Here is a 15,942-nt window from a genome sequence, read left to right on the forward strand (position 1 = left end):
CGCCGCAGCGCACCGCGAGCGGTGCCGTCGGTGCGGAACGGCTCGCGGTGCTGCCAGGCGGAGGTCGTCAGAGCGCGCCGCCGGCCGCCTTGGGGGCGGTGGGGTCGTTGCCCTCGTCGCCGACCTGCTCGCGGGCGAGGTAGTCCTCGACGTGGAAGAGGTTGCCCTTGGCGCGGTCCACCACGTTGAGCAGCGTGGTCATCGAGGCGACCTCTTCGACCTGCTCCTTGAGGAACCACTGCATGAACTGCTCGCCGAGGTAGTCGCCTTCCTCGCGGGCGGTCCTGGCCAGCGTCTCGATCTCGCGGGTCACCTCGCGCTCCTGCTCCAGGGCGAGCGCGACCAGCTCCCGGGTCTCGGTGAAGTCGTTGCGGACCTGCTCGATGGCCGGAATCTGCGGCGTGATGTTGTTGTCCATGAGGTACTGGACGATCATCATCGCGTGGTTGCGCTCTTCCAGGGCCTGGCGGTAGAAGTGCGAAGCCAGCTGCGGCAGGTCGTTGTCGTCGAACCAGACCGCGACCGCGATGTACTGCTGCGAGGCGGTGAACTCGTTCTTGACCTGTTCCTGCAGCAGGTGTTCGAACTGCGATTCCTTGTGCTGAATCTTCTTCGCGGTGACAGCCATGGCATCAATATAGCCTTGAACAGTTCCAATTACATTCCAGGTAACCCTCACTTGAATGTGGTTAGCCTTAGTTTTCCGGGCCGCGGAGATAGGTTCACCTTCGGGAACCGAGCTAAGCCAAACCTTCCCGATTGGGGCCTGCGCAAGGCTGTCACCTGGGGAAACGTGAGAACCGCTCATGTGTTCTCCCGGCGGACCCATGTCCGACCGCGAATCAGTTCTACCTGAATTCGTCGAGTTGTTCTTGGTCACATCGGAAGAGGTTCCCCCGATCAGGTGGCGAACAGCGTGTCGCCGAGTGTCGCTCTGCTGATCGGACAGGACATGCACCGCGGACCGCCTCGTCCGGAACCCAATTCCGACCCGCTGATGCGCACCACCTCGATGCCCGCGTCCTCGAGCCGGGCGTTGGTCTCGGCGTTGCGCTCGTAGGCGACGACGACCCCGGGCGCGAGCGCGAGGGTGTTGTTGCCGTCCTCCCACTGCTCGCGCTCGGCCGTCACCGGGTCGAGCCCGGTGTCGATCACCCGCAGCCGGTCGATGCCCATCGCCTCGGCCGCGGCCTCCAGGAACGGCGCCGGTCCGGACACGTCCAGCTCGCCGTCCTTGGGCCGCAGCGCGTAGGCGTGCAGCGAGTGCTGGATCGCCGGGTACATCACCACCGCGTCGCGGTCGACCATGGTGCACACGGTGTCCAGGTGCATCGACGCGCGGGTCTGCTCGATCGGCACCGCCAGCACGGTGTGCGCGAGGTCGTCGGCGAACATCGAGCGCGCCAACGACTCCGCGCCGGCCGGGGTGGTGCGTTCGCCGACGCCGATGGCCACCACGCCGGGGGCCAGAAGCAGCACGTCACCGCCCTCGACAGGTGCCGAGTGCGCGCCGTAGGCGCGCGCCGCGTGCGAGAAGCGCGGGTGGTAGGCGTAGACGAGGTCGGTGAGCGCGGATTCGCGGCGCCGGGCCGGCATCGCCAGCGACGCGATCGCCACGCGGTCGCCGATCCACACCGACGAGTCGCGGGTGAACAGCAGGTTCGGCAGCGGCTCGATCGCGAAGTCATGTGGCTGGTGCATCCGGCGCACCAGCGACCGGCCTTCGCAGTCCGGCAGCTCCTCGAAGGTCATGCCGGCGATGAGCACCTCGGCCAGCGCCTCGTCGGTGACCCCGGACAGGTGCGAGCGCAGCGTGTCGGCGACGTCCGCTCCGAGGCGCAGCTCGTCGACGCCGGTGTGCACCGCTGCCGCCCGCGCGCGGGCGTCGGTGAGCGCCTCGGTGAGCAGGTCGCGCAGCAGCAGCACCTCGACGCCGCGTCCGAGCAGCACGTCCGCGAAGGCGTCGTGCTCCTCCTCGGCCCGGTCGACCCACGGGATCGCGTCGAACAGCAGCTGGTCGCTGTTGCGCGGCGTGAGGCGCTTGAGCTCGGAACCGGGACGGTGCAGCAGCACTGAGCCCAGCGGGCCGACTTCGCTTTGGACGTGCGGTCGAGTCACACCTCGGAGCCTAGACCGGAGAGGCACAATCGTGTCTGATCACGCACGATTTCGATCGATCGTTAACCCGAACTCGCGTTCTGCGGCGGAACGTTGCGCCTCGAGTGGGCGATCAGGGCAGCCAGCCGACGTGACCGCGCAGCGCCGCGTAGCCGACGAAAGCGACCACGTCGATCAGCGTGTGGCCGACGACGAGCGGGACCAGACGGTTGGTGCGCTGCCAGACGCGGCCGTAGACCAGCCCCATCACGACGTTGCCCACGAACCCGCCGAACCCCTGGTACAGGTGGTAGCTGCCGCGCAGCACCGCCGCCAGCCAGAGCGACCGGTTCTCGCTCCAGCCGAGCTGCCGCAACCGGGTCAGCGCGTAGGCGACGACCAAGACCTCCTCGGCGAAGGCGTTGCCGAACGCCGCCAGCACCAGCGCGGGTGCGCGCCACCAGGCGTCCGTCAGCGTGGACGGCTGCACGGTCAGGCTCAACCCCAGCGCGTGGGCCAGCAGGTACAGGCCGAGGCCGGGAATCCCGATCAGGGCCGCCAACCCCGCGCCGCGCGCCAGGTCGCCGCCCATCCGGGTGCGGTCCAGGCCGACCGCGCGCAGCGCCACCCCGCCGCGCCACAGCAGGAACGCGCCGAGCGCGCCCCACGAGATCAGCCGCAGCACGTTGACCAGCTGCGCCAGCGCGTCCAACAGCCCGAGGTCGGCCTGCGGCTGGTTGATGGCGACCTGCTGCTCGCCCAGCGGCGTCGGTTGCAGCAGCGCGTCCAGCAGCGAGATCAAGCTCTGCAGCCCGGACATCCCCAGCGTCACGGCGAACACGACGAGCAGTTCGATCCCGATCGCCTTGCGCTCGGCGGGATCGGTGCACTCCTGCGGCTCTCCGGGTCGGGCAGGGCTCAGCCAGGTGCTCAGGGTGCTCACCGGAGGAACCGTACCGGCAGTCGCCCTCTCGTCCGGTGGCCATCGTGGCGAGTTCCGGAAGTGGTCGTTCCGGGTGGAACCTCCGACGTGCTCCGCTCCGTCGCAGGGGTGTCGCCGACGCGAGAGGGTGCGCGTGGACGTGTACGTGTGGGGCACGCGAGAAGCCGAGCCCATGGCCGAGAACCTGCCCGCGCTGGCCTTGCGCGTGCTGCGGGAGGTGCGGGAGTTCGACTCGATCAACTGCGCGCTGGGCGCGACCGACTTCTTCGGGATCCGCGACGGGGTGCTCGTCGAGCTGCAGTACGCGGAACCGGGTGGCCTGCAGGTGCGCTTCTCCGACGGGCTGCGCGAGGGGCGGGCCTGGTCGGTGGCGCACGCCTTCCTGTGGCTGATCACCCGCCAGCCGCGGGTCGCGGAGGCCGTCCTGTGCGGTGACGACGGCTCGTTGCGCTACCGCCACGGGCGCATCACCCGCGCGACCTGGTTCTCCGACGAGCTGTCCTGAGCGGTTCAGGAGCCGTTGCGCTGCTGGGCCAGGAACGGGCAGCCGACCAGCCGGCGGAGTTCGAAGCCGAGCCGCTCGGTGGTGTCGGCCGGGCGGGAGAAGCCGAGCCGCACGTCGTGGTCGCCGTCGGAGGACTCCACCCGCAGCCGCAGCCCGTAGCGGTCCAGGCCGAGCGGGCGGATGTGCCCGCCGCGCAACTGCTCCGGCAGGTGCCGGGCCAGCAGGCCGACGACGTCGCGGTGCGAGAGCTCCAGGTGCCGAAGCCAGTCGTCCTCGAGGGTGCAGAAGGGGTCCGGCGTCGCGGCCTGGAACTCGGTGGGATCGACCGAATCCGTGCCCTCGGCGTCGGCGAGCACGATCGACGCCGACTCCAGCCGCAGCACGCGGGCGCCGTGCCCGGCGTCCAGCAGGCGCGGGTCCGGGCGGTCGTCGACGATCGACAGCACCTCGTGGTGCGCCTCCTCGGGGTCGAGCAGTCGCAGCCAGCCGGTCAGCCACAGCAGCCCGCGGACCGGTTCGCGCAGTCGTACCGGGGTCGGGTCGGTGACCTCCAGGACGCTCGCGAGCTCACCGCGCGGCGCGTGCCAGCTGGCCGCGATCAGCGGGTGCTCGTCGGCGAGCAGCACCGTCGCGGTCCCGTCCGGGTGCACGTGGTGCAGCAAGGGGGCGACGCGGGCCGACACCTCGCCGGACGGCAGCAGTGCCGCCTTCCCGCCACGCTTGGCAATGCTCCTGGCCCGTTCCGCGACACTCGGTCGGCTCGGTCTGCGGATCGTCTTCTCGCCCACCTGCTCACCTCCAACTTAGGCAAGCCTAACTTAAGGGAACAACGCGGCGAAAGCCCCCGAACCGGTGATCGGGAGGAGGGGTCCGCGGCTCTCCCGCGCACGACGTACCGCCCTTACTACCAGGTGCGACGTGCCCGTGGGGAGCTGACCGGAGCAGTCGTCGCGGGGCCGTGCGGGTGCGGTGCGACCCCGATCCACCCGGGTGGTGGGTGCGGCGATCACGCAGGGGTGCATGATGTCGGCCAAACTCGTCCGAGGGAGGTCGGTATGCCCCGGTCAGACGTCCGTTTATCGGGCATCTTTGTTCACTGGGCGCAACGGCACTAGCGTGTCCACCGTGTCAAGCGCTGTTGAGCTTCGCGCGCCCGGTCCGCGCGGCATCCCGCCCCTGTTCGCCCGACTGGTCGATGACGCCGCGCTCTTCCCGCCTGGAAACCGCCACGAGGTGGCCACTCCCGTGCCGCAGGCGGTCGCCGACCACCTGGACGCGCGGGCCGGTGAGTTCGCCGGGCTGCTCGGGCCGATGCTGTGCCAGGCCTCGCGGCTGGCCGAGCTGATCACCGAACTGGCCAAGGCCAAGCCGTCCTCCCCGGTCCCGCTGTCGTTGGTGTGCGACACCGGTCTGGGCGGGGTGCCCAAGGCGCTGTCGATCATCGAGGGGCGGCAGGAGCTGCTCGCGCTGCGGATGGTCGAGATGCCCGCGCCGTCCGACGTGGACGACATCTGGCTGGAGCGCGTCTCGGAGTTCGTGCCCGAGGACATCACCCGCGTCGTCGAGCCGCGCCGCGGTGGCGAGGGCTGGCTGGACGGCGTCCGCCGCGTCGCCGAGCACGGCTGCTGGCCCAAGCTGCGCACCGGCGGCCAGACCGCCGAGGCCGTGCCGACCGTCGACGAGGTCGCCGAGTTCCTCGCCGTCGCCGGATCGCTGGACGTCCCGTTCAAGGCCACCACCGGTCTGCACGCCGCCGTCCGGGGTGAAGCTCCCGAAACCGGATTCACCCATCACGGTTTCCTCAACCTGCTCGTCGCGACCGCGCGCTCCCTTTCCGGGAAGGATGTGCGGGCGGCGCTGGAAAGCACCGACAGCGCCGCGCTGGCCGAGGAGGCCCGCTCGCTGTCCGACGACGCGGCCAACGCGGTGCGCGACGTCTTCGCCTCGTACGGCTCGTGCTCGCTGAAGGACCCCGTCGCCGAACTGGAAGGATTGGGGTTGCTTTGAGCTGGATCGAGGACGCGGAGTTCGCGCCGGACAAGCCGTTCGGCCCGCAGACCCTCCCGTACGGGGTGCTGGTCACGGGCAACGGTCCGGTCGTGGCGGTGCGCGTCGGGCGGCACGCCCTGCCGCTGCGCGGCATCGCCGGTGAACTCGGTCCTCGCCTGGCCGACCTGGTCGTCGGCGACTCCCTCGACCCGCTGCTCGCCGCGGGCCGCGACGCCTGGCGCGAGCTGCGGGAGCGGCTCACCGGCATCGTCACCGCCGACCGCGCGCCCGCCGGTGCCGAGCTGGTGCGCACCGACTGGCACACGCTGTCGATGCCGTTCACCGTCGGCGACTACGTCGACTTCTTCGCCTCCCGGCACCACGCCGAGAACGTCGGCCGCATCATGCGCCGGGGAGCCGCTCCGCTGCCGGAGAACTGGAACCACTTGCCGGTGGGTTACCACGGCCGCTCCGGCACGGTCCACGTCTCGGGCACCGACGTCCACCGGCCCAGCGGGCAGCGCAAGGCCGCCGGTGACGCGCACCCCGCGTTCGGCCCGACCCGGCGGCTGGACTTCGAGATCGAGGTCGGCTTCGTCTGCGGCGGGGAGGCCGCCGCGCACATCCCCACCTCGGAGTTCGCCGACCACGTCTTCGGCGTCGCGCTGGTCAACGACTGGTCGGCGCGCGACATCCAGAACTGGGAGTCCCGGCCGCTCGGCCCGTTCCTGTCCAAGTCCTTCGCGACCTCCATCGCCGGCTGGATCACGCCGCTGGAAGCCCTGGAGCACGCGCGGGTCCCGACCCCGCCCCCGGAGCAGCCGCTGCAGCAGTACCTGCTGGAGGACGAGCAGTGGGGCCTGGACCTGCGGCTGGAGGTGCGCTGCAACGAGACGGTGCTCGCGCGCCCCCGCTTCGCCGACATGCACTGGTCCCCGGCTCAGCAGCTGGCGCACATGACGGTCGGCGGAGCTCCGGCCAGGCCGGGCGACCTGTTCGCCTCCGGCACGGTCTCCGGCCCCGAGCGGGACCAGCGCGGCTGTCTGCTCGAGCTCACCTGGGGCGGGTCCGACCCGATCACGCTCTCGGACGGTGAGCAGCGGACCTTCCTCCAGGACGGCGACCGGGTGACACTGGGTGGCAGCGCCCCGGGCCCCCGCGGCTCGGTCGTCGGGCTCGGCGAGGTGACCGGCACGGTCCTGGCGGCGGTTCGGAGGTGACGCGATGGCTCAACCCGATCCGGCGCACGCCGCCCCGAGCCTCCCGCGCGAGGTGCCCGCGGGCGCCAAGGAGAGCTCGCTGACGCTGGAGCGTGGGCTGAGCCTCCTGCAGGCGGTGGCCGACGCCGAGAGCGAAGCGCCGACGATCAGCGACCTCGCCGCCCGCATCGGCGTGAGCCGCGCGGCCGTCTACCGGCTGCTCGGGCCGCTGCAGAGCCGCGGCCTGGTGCGTCGCGAGGGGTCCCGCGTCCGGTTGGGCCTGGGCGTGTTGTGGCTGGCAGGCCGGGTCTTGCCGCAGATGCGGGTCGCTTCCACTCCCGCGTTGCGCGGCCTGGCGGAGAAGGTGGGCGCCACCGCGCACCTGACCGTCGCCGACGGCAGCGAGGCGCAGGCGGTCGCGGTCGTCGAGCCCTCCTGGACCAGCTACCACGTCTCCTACCGGGTGGGCACGCGTCACCCGGTCCAGCGCGGTGCCGCCGGGCGGGCGGTCGACCTGCAGGCCGGCGTGCACCGGTGGATCTCCAGCAGCGGTGACCTGCAGCAGGGCGCGTTCGGCGTGGCCGCGCCGGTGCGCGGGGTCCCGGGCCTCCGCGCGAGCGTCGGCGTGGTGTCGCTGCAGCCGATGGCCTCGGAGGAGGTCGGGCCGCTGGTCGTGGAGGCTGCCGAGGCCGTGGCCGAAGCACTCCGGTGACAGGGCTGGACCCCGGCACCTGATCGGTGGTGGGATGTCCCGCGTCCGCACCGCGTCGACGAGGGACTTTGGTCCCGGCGGAGTCAGGACGCTCGACCGTGCAACCCGGGGCCCTCGACCCCTGCCGCGCGCCCGTGCGCGCGGCAGGCTGGAGTCGTGGACCTGCTCGACATCGCCCGCTGGCAGTTCGGGATCACGACCGTCTACCACTTCCTGATGGTTCCGCTGACCATCGGGCTGGCGATCCTGGTCGCCGGGATGCAGACGGCCTGGTACCGGACCGGGAACCGGCGGTACCTGAAGATGACCAAGTTCTGGGGCAAGTTGATGCTCATCAACTTCGCCATGGGCGTGGTCACCGGGATCGTCCAGGAATTCCAGTTCGGCATGGCCTGGAGCGCCTACTCCCGCTTCGTCGGGGACGTCTTCGGCGCCCCGCTGGCGATGGAGGGGTTGCTCGCCTTCTTCGTCGAGTCGACCTTCCTCGGCCTGTGGATCTTCGGGTGGGACAGGCTGTCCCAGGGGGTCCACCTCGCGTGCGCGTGGGCGTTCTCGCTGGCCACCGTGCTCTCGGCGTACTTCATCCTCGCCGCCAACTCCTGGATGCAGCACCCCGTCGGGATTCGGATGGTCGAGGGCAAGCCGGAGCTGATCTCGATCTGGGCGGTTCTGACCAACTCCACCGTGCTGGCGGCCTTCCCGCACACGATCTTCGGGTGCTTCGCCGTCGCCGGCGGCTTCCTCATCGGCATCGCCGCCTGGCAGATCGTCCGGCAGCGCAAGCAGGCCGACAAGACCGGTGAACCGGTCGACGAGGAGGACCGCCGCGCCTGGCACGGCTCGATGCGGCTCGGCGCCTGGGTCGCCGTCGCCGCCTTCGCCGGCCTGGCGATCAGCGGCGACGTCCAGGGCAAGCTGATGTTCGACCAGCAGCCGATGAAGATGGCCTCCGCCGAGGCGCTGTGCCACAGCGAGGCCCCGGCCAGCTTCTCGGTCTTCGCGGTCGGCGACGTGCGCAACCCGAACTGCGAGGACGTCAAGAGCCTGACCGTGCCGTACATCCTCTCCTACCTCGCCGAAGGCGACCTCACCAGCGAGGTCGACGGCGTCAACGAGCTCATCCCGCGGTACCAGGAGGCCTACGGCACGCACTACCCCGACGACCCGCGGCTGGGGCAGTTCGCGGGCCAGCCGATCGACTACCAGCCGCTGCTGCCGGTCACCTACTGGGGATTCCGGTTCATGATCGGGTTCGGCGGCCTGGCCGCGCTCGGTGGTGTGGCCGTGCTGTGGCTGACCCGCAAGCAGCGCTTCCCGCGGGGGAAGCTGTGGGCGCCGCTGGCGGTGCTGGGGATCGGGGCGCCGTTCGCCGGCAACCTCGCGGGCTGGGTGTTCACCGAGATGGGCCGCCAGCCGTTCGTCGTCGCGCCCAACCCCAACCCCTCCGGTGTGGACGGCGTCTACATGTTCACCGCGTCGGCCGTGTCCTCCGGCGTGACGCCCGGCGAGATGCTGACCTCGGTGATCAGCTTGACCGCGCTGTACGGAGTGCTGCTGGTCGTGGAGGTCTTCCTGATGGTCCGCTTCTCGCGCGGCGGGTTCGCCGCCGTGATGCCACCGGAGAAGCCCGCGGGCGAGTCGGAGTCCGGCGACGCCCTGTCCTTCGCGTACTGAGAGGCGAGCGAGATGGATCTCCCCACCTTCTGGTTCCTCGTGATCGCCCTGCTGTGGTTGGGCTACCTGTTCCTCGAGGGGTTCGACTTCGGCGTCGGCATGCTGCTGCCGGTGCTCGGCCGCACCGACGTCCAGCGCCGCGTGCTGATCAACACCATCGGCCCGGTCTGGGACGGCAACGAGGTGTGGCTGATCGTCGCCGGCGGCGCCACCTTCGCCGCCTTCCCCGGCTGGTACGCCTCGCTGTTCTCCACCGCCTACCTGCCGCTGCTCGTGCTGCTGCTCGCGCTGATCGGGCGCGGGGTCGCCTTCGAGTACCGCGGCAAGGTCGACACCGACCGCTGGCGCCGCGTCTGGGACACCGTGATCGTGCTGGCCTCCTGGACCGCGCCGGCGATGGTGGGTCTGGTGCTGTCGGCCAGCGTCTTCGGCTTGCCGCTGGACGCCAACGGTGACCGGGTCGGCGGCTGGTGGACGATCTTCAGCCTGCCCACCGTGGTCGGCGCGCTCGCCGTGGTCACCTTCTCGTTGCTGCACGGCGCGGTGTTCCTGGCGCTCAAGACCGAGGGCGAGGTGCGGTCGCGCGCCCGGGCGTTCGCGTTGCGCGGCGGCCTGCCGTTGCTGCTGCCGGTGGTGGCGCTGGTGCTGCTGGCCCAGTTCCGCGAAGGCTCGACCTGGACCTGGGTCCCGCTGGGCATCGCCCTGGCCGCCGGACTGCTCGGCCTGGCGCGGGTGGCCGCCGACCGGGAGGGACAGGCGTTCTTCCTGCAGGCCGTGGCGCTGACCGGCGTGGTGGTGACGCTGTTCGGCGCGCTGTGGCCGAACGTCATACCGTCCACGGTGGACCCGGCCTTCTCGCTGTCCATCGAGGACACCGCCGCCAGCGACTACCCGCTGATGATCATGACGTGGGTCGCCGCGTTCGGGACTCCGGCCGTGCTGGTCTACCAGGGGTGGACCTACTGGGTGTTCCGCAAGCGCATCGGCACCCAGCACATCCCGCCGGTGCACGCGCCGTGACCGGCCCGCTCGGAGCCCTGCCCCGCTTGTCCGGAGCCACCCGGCGCGCGCTGGTCGTCGGCGGCCTGCTGGCCGCGGGCAACGCGATCGCCCTCATCGCGCAGGCCTGGGCCATCGGCAGCGCGCTCGCCGACGTCGTCGTGCGCGGGGTGCCCGCGGCCGAGATCGGCGACCGGCTGGTGGTGCTGGCCATCGCGGTCCTCGCCCGAGCCGTCCTGGGCTGGGCGACCGAAGCGGTGTCCGCCCGCGCGGCCGCCGGGGCGAAGGAGGAACTGCGGGCGCTGCTGCTCGACTCCGCGTTGCGACGCGGACCCGAGTGGATCGGCCGGCGCGGACCCGCGGAGCTCACAGCGCTGGCCACGCGCGGCCTCGACGCGCTCGACGCGTACTTCACCAAGTACCTGCCCGCGCTGGTCACCGCCGCGGTCGTGCCGGCGCTGGTCGGTGCCTGGATCCTCTGGTCGGACTGGGTGTCCGCGCTGGTCGTGGTGCTGACCGTGCCGCTCATCCCGCTGTTCGCCTGGCTCGTCGGCCGCTTCACCGAGCAGCGCACCGCCCGCGCCACCGACTCCCAGCACCGGCTCTCTGCCCGGATGCTGGAGCTGATCCGCGCGCTCCCGGTGCTCACCGCGTTCGGCCGTGCCCGTGCGCAGAGCCGGGTCGTCCGCGAGGTCAGCGAGCAGCACCGCCGCAGCACGGTCGCCACCTTGCGGATCGCGTTCCTGTCCGCCCTGGTGCTGGAGCTGTTCTCCTCGCTGTCGGTGGCGGTGGTGGCCGTCGGCATCGGACTCCGGCTCGTCTCCGGCGAACTCGACCTCGCCACCGGCTTGCTGGTGCTGGTCCTGGCCCCGGAGTGCTACCTGCCGCTGCGCGCCGTCGGTGCCGCGCACCACGCCAGCGAGGACGGTGTCGAAGCCGTCCGCCGGGTCGACGAGGTCGTGTCCGCGCCCGAGCCGACCGGCTCCGCGATCACCGGGGACCCGGACGACGAACCCGGCGTGCTGCGGGTGTCGGACCTGCGGGTGCGCCGCCGCGACGCCTTCGTGCCGGACGGGGTGAGCTTCACCGCGCGACCCGGCTCCGTGCTGCGGCTCGCCTTCGGCGACCTCGGGCCCAGCGGCAGTGGGAAGTCCACCGTCCTGTCGGTGCTGCTGGGGTTCGCGCACCCCGACTCCGGCAGCGTCACCTGCGGCGGCCCCACCCCGTCCGTCGAGGAGTGGCGGCGGCAGGTCGCCTGGGTGCCGCAGCACCCGACCTTCACCGGCGGCACGGTCCGCGACGAGCTCCTGGTCGCCACCGCCGATCAGGCCGACCTCTCGGCGCACGTCGACGAGGCGTTGGCCGAGGTCGCCGCCGGACACCTGCGCGACCGCCGGATCGACGAGCTCTCAGCGGGCGAGCGCCAGCGCGTCGCCGTCGCCCGCGCGCTGCTGCGGCTCCGCGGCGAGGCCAGGTTCTTGCTGCTCGACGAGCCCACCGCCCACCTGGACGCGGCCAGCGCGCGGCACGTCGACGCCGCCATCGAGCGCGCAGCCACCGCCGGGGCGACCGTCGTGCTCGCCAGCCACCGCCCGACGGCCGAGGGCGTCGAGGTCGAGACGCCCGCCGAGGTCGTCGAAGCCCCGCTCGCCGCGGAGGGCACCGCGCGCGGCAGGCTTCGTGACCTCGTCCGGCCGCGGACGCTGGCCGGCGCCGGGCTCGGTGCGCTGTCGCTGCTGTCCGGGCTCGCGCTCACCGCCACCTCCGCCTGGCTGATCGCCCGCGCCTCCCAGCAACCGCCGATCCTCACGTTGTCCGTCGCGGTCGTCGGCGTCCGCACCTTCGCCCTCTCGCGTGCCGCGCTGCGCTACCTGGAGCGGCTGGTCACCCACGACGCCGCCTTCCGGACGGCCGGCGACCTGCGGGAACGGTTGTGGTCCGCGCTGGTCCGGCTCGGGCCGGTCCGGACCGCCGGGCTGCGGCGCGGCGAAGGCGTGGCCCGGCTCGTCGACGACGTCGACGAAGTCCGCGACCAGGTGCCGCGCGTCCTCCTCCCGCCGCTCATCGCGTTCGTCGTGCTCGTCGCCGCCGTCGTGGTGCAAGCGCTGGTGCTGCCCGAAGCCGGCTTGGTGCTCGGCTTGGCCTTGGCGGTGGCGAGCGTGGCGACCCCCGCCGTGGCGGTGATCGCCGAACGCCGCGCCAGCCGCGCCGTCGCCGAAGGCCGCCGCGTCGTGGCCGCCCGCGTGCTCGCCCTGCTCGACGGCGCCGCCGAGCTGCTCGCCTTCGGCGCGCACGCGGGTCGCCGCGCCGAACTCGCCGCCGACGACACCGGGCTCGCCGCACGCGCTCGCCGCGCCGCCTTCGGCACCGGGGCGGCCACCGCCGTGCACACGCTGCTGATCGGCGCGGCCGTGCTCGGCAGCGCCCACCTCGCCGCGACCGCCGTCGCCGAAGGGCGGTTGGCGCCCGAGCTCGCGCCTCTGCTCGCGCTCGTCCCGCTCGCCGCCGCCGAAGCGGTGGCGCTGCTGCCGCCGGCCGCGCAGCAGTGGCGGACGTTGCGCGCCGCGCACGACCGGATCGCCCCGCTGCTCACCGAGCAGCACGCCGAGGAACGCCCTACCGGAACGGCTGGCGAGGTCGAACTGGCCGACGCCGACCTCGCCTGGCCCGGAAGCCGACCGGTGCTCACCGGGATCGACCTGCACGTGCCCACCGGATCGCAGGTCGCGGTCGTCGGTCCCTCCGGCGCGGGCAAGTCGACGCTGCTCGCGCTGCTGCTCGGCTTCCTGCCCGCCGCCCGCGGTGTCGCCCGGGTGCCCGACCGCGTGGCCTGGTGCCCGCAGGACCCGCAGCTGGTGACCACCACGATCCGCGAGAACCTGCGGCTCGCGGCACCCCGCGCGACCGATGCGGAACTCCGCGAGGCGCTCGAGGTCGCCGGCCTGCCCGGCTGGGACCTGGACACACCGGTCGGCAGCGGCAGCGCCGAGCTCTCCGGCGGCGAAGCCCAACGGCTGGCGCTGGCCCGCGCGCTGCTCGCCGACGCCGACCTGGTGCTGCTCGACGAACCCACCGCCCACCTCGACACCGCCACCGCCGACGCGGTGCTGCACCGGCTGCGCGACCGCCTCCGCGGCCGGACCGTCGTCCACGTGACGCACCGGCCCAGCGAGGCGGCGGGAGCCGATCTCGTGCTCCGCGTCGACGACGGCACCGTCTCGACCGTGACCACGGCGGATGTGTCATGAACCGCACGGTCAACTCCGCTCGCTCCGCGCACAGGAGCTATAGCCTCGAGAGCGTCATGGATTCCACCCTCGCCAGGCGGATGCTCACGGCGTCCACCGAGATCACCAGGGTGGCGCTGTCCGCGGAAGACCCCGAGGCGGTGCTGCCGCTGGTGGTGCGGCGCGCCGCGGAACTCGCCGAAGCTGACCTCGGCGTGGTCACCGTGCGCTCCGACGACGGCCGTCTCACCGTCGAAGCCGCCTACGGCGCGCCGAGCGCGACCGGTCCGCTCGCCGACCCCGTCGGCACCGTGCTCTCCTCCCGTTCCGCGGCCGCCCGCGTCGCGCGCAGCGGCGTTCCCGTGGTCGTCGACGACCTCATCGACGATCCGCTGACCGCGCCGTACGTGCCCGCGTCCTTGCGGGTCTACGGCCCGTTCGCCGTCGCCCCGTTCGGCACCCGCGAGCGGCGCCTGGGTGCGCTCGCCGTGTACCGCAGGCGGGGCGCGCCGACGTTCAACCGCGTCGCGGTCGACGTGCTCACCTCCTTCGCCGCGCAAGCCGGTCTCGCGCTCGTGCTGGCCGAGGGCTCCACCGCACGGCAGCGCATCGCCGTCTACCAGGAGCGCGAACGCATCGCCCGCGACCTGCACGACGTGATCGTGCAGCGGCTCTACGCCGCCGGGGTGCAGCTGGACGTCCTGCAGCGCCACGTCGAGGGCCGCCTCGACAGCGCCGACTCCGACCGGTTGGCCGAGACCGTCGAGCAGATCGACCAGGCGATCGCCGAGGTCCGCGCGACCGCCCGCACGCTGCGCTCGGCCGACCCCGAGACGCCGACGCAGGCGCCTGCGCTCGACGACTCGATCCGCTCCGAGGTGCAGATCGCCGGTGAACTGCTGGGCCGCCCGCCGAAGCTGGAGATCGACGGCGACCTCACCGACGTCCCGATCCCGGTGGCCGACCACGCCCGCGCGGCCCTGCGCGAATCCCTGTCCAACGTCGTCCGCCACTCCGGCGCCCGCACCGTCCTGGTCCGTGTCCGCCGGTCCGACACCGGGCTCCGCCTGCAGGTGGTCGACGACGGCTGCGGCATCCCGCGCGACGTCAGCAAGCGCGGTCTCCGCAACCTCGAAGAACGCGCCGCCGCGGCCGGCGGGCGGTGCACCCTCACCTCCTCGCCGGACAGCGGCACGACCGTCACCTGGGAAGTCCCGCTCTCCTAGGTGCTTCGACGGACCGCTGCGCCGCTTCCCTGAACGGCTCCTAGGTCGGCCGGCGCTCGACCGGGACCAGCCGTGTGCACACCCAGCGCTCGGCGTGGCGCTCGATCCGCAGCGCGAGCGCGCGGATCCGGTGCGCGCCGACGACCACGCAGGCCTCCACGGCCGAGTCACCGATCGGGCAGGCGTGCACCGACCGAAGCCGGTAGTCCGGGTGGCGAGCACCGTGCAGCCGGAGTCCCATGAGGTTCCCGAGCACCGTCGCCGTCAGGCTCTCGCGCACGCTCTCCGCCCGCGCCCGGCCGGAGAGCACGGCGAAGACCTGCTCGCCGATCGCCGACGCGACCGCCACCGCGCTGCGCTGCGCGGCCCCGGAGGTCGTGGTCTGTGGTGTCGCTGCGCGTGGCAGGGCAGCGGCGCCGGTCTGGGCTGCGTTCATCGGGCCTCCCCACGTCGTCCCTTCATCCCCGGTGTGGAAGAGGCGCGAGAACCCCTGTTCCGGTCACTTACCGGGCGGTACCACTCGATCGTGTGGCCTACGGTGCTGCACGTGGATCTGCGCGGATTGCTTCTCGACTACGCCGGGGTGCTCGACGAACCAGGGGTGGACGCGGTGGCTCGCACCCTCCGCCTCGCCGGGGTGCGCACCGCCGTCGTCTCCAACGCCGACCGACTCCCAGAACCGGGGTTGGCGGACACCGTCGACGCGGTGGTGCTCTCCGGGGTCGTCGGTTTCGCCAAACCCGAGGCCGAGATCTACCGCATCGCCGCACGCCGCATCGGGGTGCGACCGGAGGAGTGCGTGTTCGTCGACGACCTCCGCCGGAACGTGGAAGGCGCCGTCGCGGCGGGAATGGTCGGCATCAACCACGCGGACCTGGAAGCCACCGCAGTGGAGCTGGAGGCCCTCTTCGGGGTCGATCTGGGTGCCTGACCTGCGGTTTCACCCTTAAGGGGGGGTGGTGTTCACCCGTCATTTCGGGGTGCGTAAAGTATTCCATGTCAGCGCGGCACGGACCGGGAAAAACCGGGCCGGGCCTGACGGGGCCCCGAGAACCTCGCTCAACCCTCCGGGTGTTAGCGTGTTCCGGCCCGCGAAAAATCGGGTAAGACCTTTTTGACAATGTGAATACCGATCGAGTGGTTGTTTTCGCTTGGTGTCGCCGGGAACGGGACTGGTTAGAAGGTCTCGGAATGGTGACGGGCAGGACTGAGGCCCCCGGTTTGACCGAGGAAATCAGGATGGTCTAAAGTGGGGAACACCGCGAGAGCGGGAATCACCGAGGAAATGACTCCCCGGATCCGGCATCCCTGAAGTGGGGTGTGGTGATGGTGTGGGTGTGTTCTTTGAGAACTCAACAGCGGACTGTTTTG

General features: G+C 72.0%; 14 protein-coding genes. 9 read left to right on the plus strand and 5 right to left on the minus strand.

Translation table 11 applies throughout. The features are described from left to right. Nucleotides 1–67: 67 nt before the first annotated feature. The 3 genes from EIL87_RS22860 to EIL87_RS22870 all read right to left on the minus strand — a co-directional run bounded on the left by EIL87_RS22860 (nt 68) and on the right by EIL87_RS22870 (nt 3,040). Complete coding sequence (locus EIL87_RS22860) at nt 68–628, minus strand: ferritin (RefSeq protein WP_125092640.1); 561 nt, start codon at nt 626–628, stop codon at nt 68–70. Nucleotides 629–900: 272 nt separating this feature from the next. Then, on the minus strand, nt 901–2,118 hold the full coding sequence (locus EIL87_RS22865; protein WP_125092641.1) for an arginine deiminase: 1,218 nt from the start codon (nt 2,116–2,118) through the stop codon (nt 901–903). Nucleotides 2,119–2,230: 112 nt separating this feature from the next. After that, nucleotides 2,231–3,040, minus strand: coding sequence for a CPBP family intramembrane glutamic endopeptidase (locus EIL87_RS22870; protein WP_325049504.1), 810 nt, complete (start codon nt 3,038–3,040; stop codon nt 2,231–2,233). A gap of 133 nt (nt 3,041–3,173) precedes the next feature. On the opposite strand from EIL87_RS22870, the gene EIL87_RS22875 reads away from it, so the two are divergent. Then, the gene (locus EIL87_RS22875; protein WP_125092642.1) at nt 3,174–3,545 is read left to right on the plus strand and encodes a hypothetical protein; all 372 of its coding nucleotides are present in this window, start codon (nt 3,174–3,176) and stop codon (nt 3,543–3,545) included. Between the two features lie 5 nt (nt 3,546–3,550). On the opposite strand, the gene EIL87_RS22880 is transcribed toward EIL87_RS22875, so the two are convergent. Continuing rightward, complete coding sequence (locus tag EIL87_RS22880) at nt 3,551–4,333, minus strand: DUF2470 domain-containing protein (protein WP_125092643.1); 783 nt, start codon at nt 4,331–4,333, stop codon at nt 3,551–3,553. A gap of 337 nt (nt 4,334–4,670) precedes the next feature. Between EIL87_RS22880 and EIL87_RS22885 the strand changes: the two genes are divergently transcribed. The 7 genes from EIL87_RS22885 (at nt 4,671) to EIL87_RS22915 (ending at nt 14,571) form a co-directional block, all read left to right on the plus strand. Then, a complete protein-coding gene (locus tag EIL87_RS22885; protein ID WP_267898873.1) occupies nt 4,671–5,552 on the plus strand; it encodes a hypothetical protein in 882 nt (293 codons plus the stop codon). After that, nucleotides 5,549–6,754 carry a fumarylacetoacetate hydrolase family protein gene (locus tag EIL87_RS22890; protein ID WP_125092644.1) on the plus strand — a complete coding sequence of 402 codons (1,206 nt, stop codon included), beginning with the start codon at nt 5,549–5,551 and terminating at the stop codon, nt 6,752–6,754. The genes EIL87_RS22885 and EIL87_RS22890 overlap by 4 nt, the downstream gene beginning before the upstream one ends. A 4-nt stretch (nt 6,755–6,758) precedes the next feature. Then, nucleotides 6,759–7,445: an IclR family transcriptional regulator gene (locus tag EIL87_RS22895; protein WP_125092645.1), complete on the plus strand. Its 687-nt coding sequence runs from the start codon at nt 6,759–6,761 to the stop codon at nt 7,443–7,445. A gap of 156 nt (nt 7,446–7,601) precedes the next feature. Then, complete coding sequence (locus EIL87_RS22900) at nt 7,602–9,119, plus strand: cytochrome ubiquinol oxidase subunit I (RefSeq protein WP_125092646.1); 1,518 nt, start codon at nt 7,602–7,604, stop codon at nt 9,117–9,119. 12 nt (nt 9,120–9,131) lie between these two features. Then, on the plus strand, nt 9,132–10,139 hold the full coding sequence (cydB, locus tag EIL87_RS22905; protein ID WP_125092647.1) for a cytochrome d ubiquinol oxidase subunit II: 1,008 nt from the start codon (nt 9,132–9,134) through the stop codon (nt 10,137–10,139). Further along, nucleotides 10,136–13,366, plus strand: coding sequence for a thiol reductant ABC exporter subunit CydD (cydD, locus tag EIL87_RS22910; protein WP_233576491.1), 3,231 nt, complete (start codon nt 10,136–10,138; stop codon nt 13,364–13,366). The genes cydB and cydD overlap by 4 nt, the downstream gene beginning before the upstream one ends. A gap of 56 nt (nt 13,367–13,422) precedes the next feature. Next, a complete protein-coding gene (locus tag EIL87_RS22915; protein ID WP_125092648.1) occupies nt 13,423–14,571 on the plus strand; it encodes a GAF domain-containing sensor histidine kinase in 1,149 nt (382 codons plus the stop codon). A 40-nt stretch (nt 14,572–14,611) separates the two neighbouring features. On the opposite strand, the gene EIL87_RS22920 is transcribed toward EIL87_RS22915, so the two are convergent. Continuing rightward, nucleotides 14,612–15,007 carry an Rv3235 family protein gene (locus EIL87_RS22920; RefSeq protein WP_233576494.1) on the minus strand — a complete coding sequence of 132 codons (396 nt, stop codon included), beginning with the start codon at nt 15,005–15,007 and terminating at the stop codon, nt 14,612–14,614. A 111-nt stretch (nt 15,008–15,118) separates the two neighbouring features. On the opposite strand from EIL87_RS22920, the gene EIL87_RS22925 reads away from it, so the two are divergent. After that, nucleotides 15,119–15,502: an HAD-IA family hydrolase gene (locus tag EIL87_RS22925; protein ID WP_125092649.1), complete on the plus strand. Its 384-nt coding sequence runs from the start codon at nt 15,119–15,121 to the stop codon at nt 15,500–15,502. The last annotated feature ends 440 nt before the right edge of the window (nt 15,503–15,942 follow it).

The organism is Saccharopolyspora rhizosphaerae (genome assembly GCF_003931915.1).
In the GTDB taxonomy this organism is placed as follows: Bacteria; Actinomycetota; Actinomycetes; order Mycobacteriales; family Pseudonocardiaceae; genus Saccharopolyspora; species Saccharopolyspora rhizosphaerae.

Bases quoted from the DNA above. Each gene is read 5' to 3' on its own strand.
- EIL87_RS22860 (WP_125092640.1), bottom strand. From the start codon at position 628: ATGGCTGTCACCGCGAAGAAGATTCAGCACAAGGAATCGCAGTTCGAA.
- EIL87_RS22895 (WP_125092645.1), top strand. From the start codon at position 6,759: ATGGCTCAACCCGATCCGGCGCACGCCGCCCCGAGCCTCCCGCGCGAG.
- cydB (WP_125092647.1), top strand. From the start codon at position 9,132: ATGGATCTCCCCACCTTCTGGTTCCTCGTGATCGCCCTGCTGTGGTTG.
- EIL87_RS22915 (WP_125092648.1), top strand. From the start codon at position 13,423: ATGGATTCCACCCTCGCCAGGCGGATGCTCACGGCGTCCACCGAGATC.
- EIL87_RS22920 (WP_233576494.1), bottom strand. From the start codon at position 15,007: ATGAACGCAGCCCAGACCGGCGCCGCTGCCCTGCCACGCGCAGCGACA.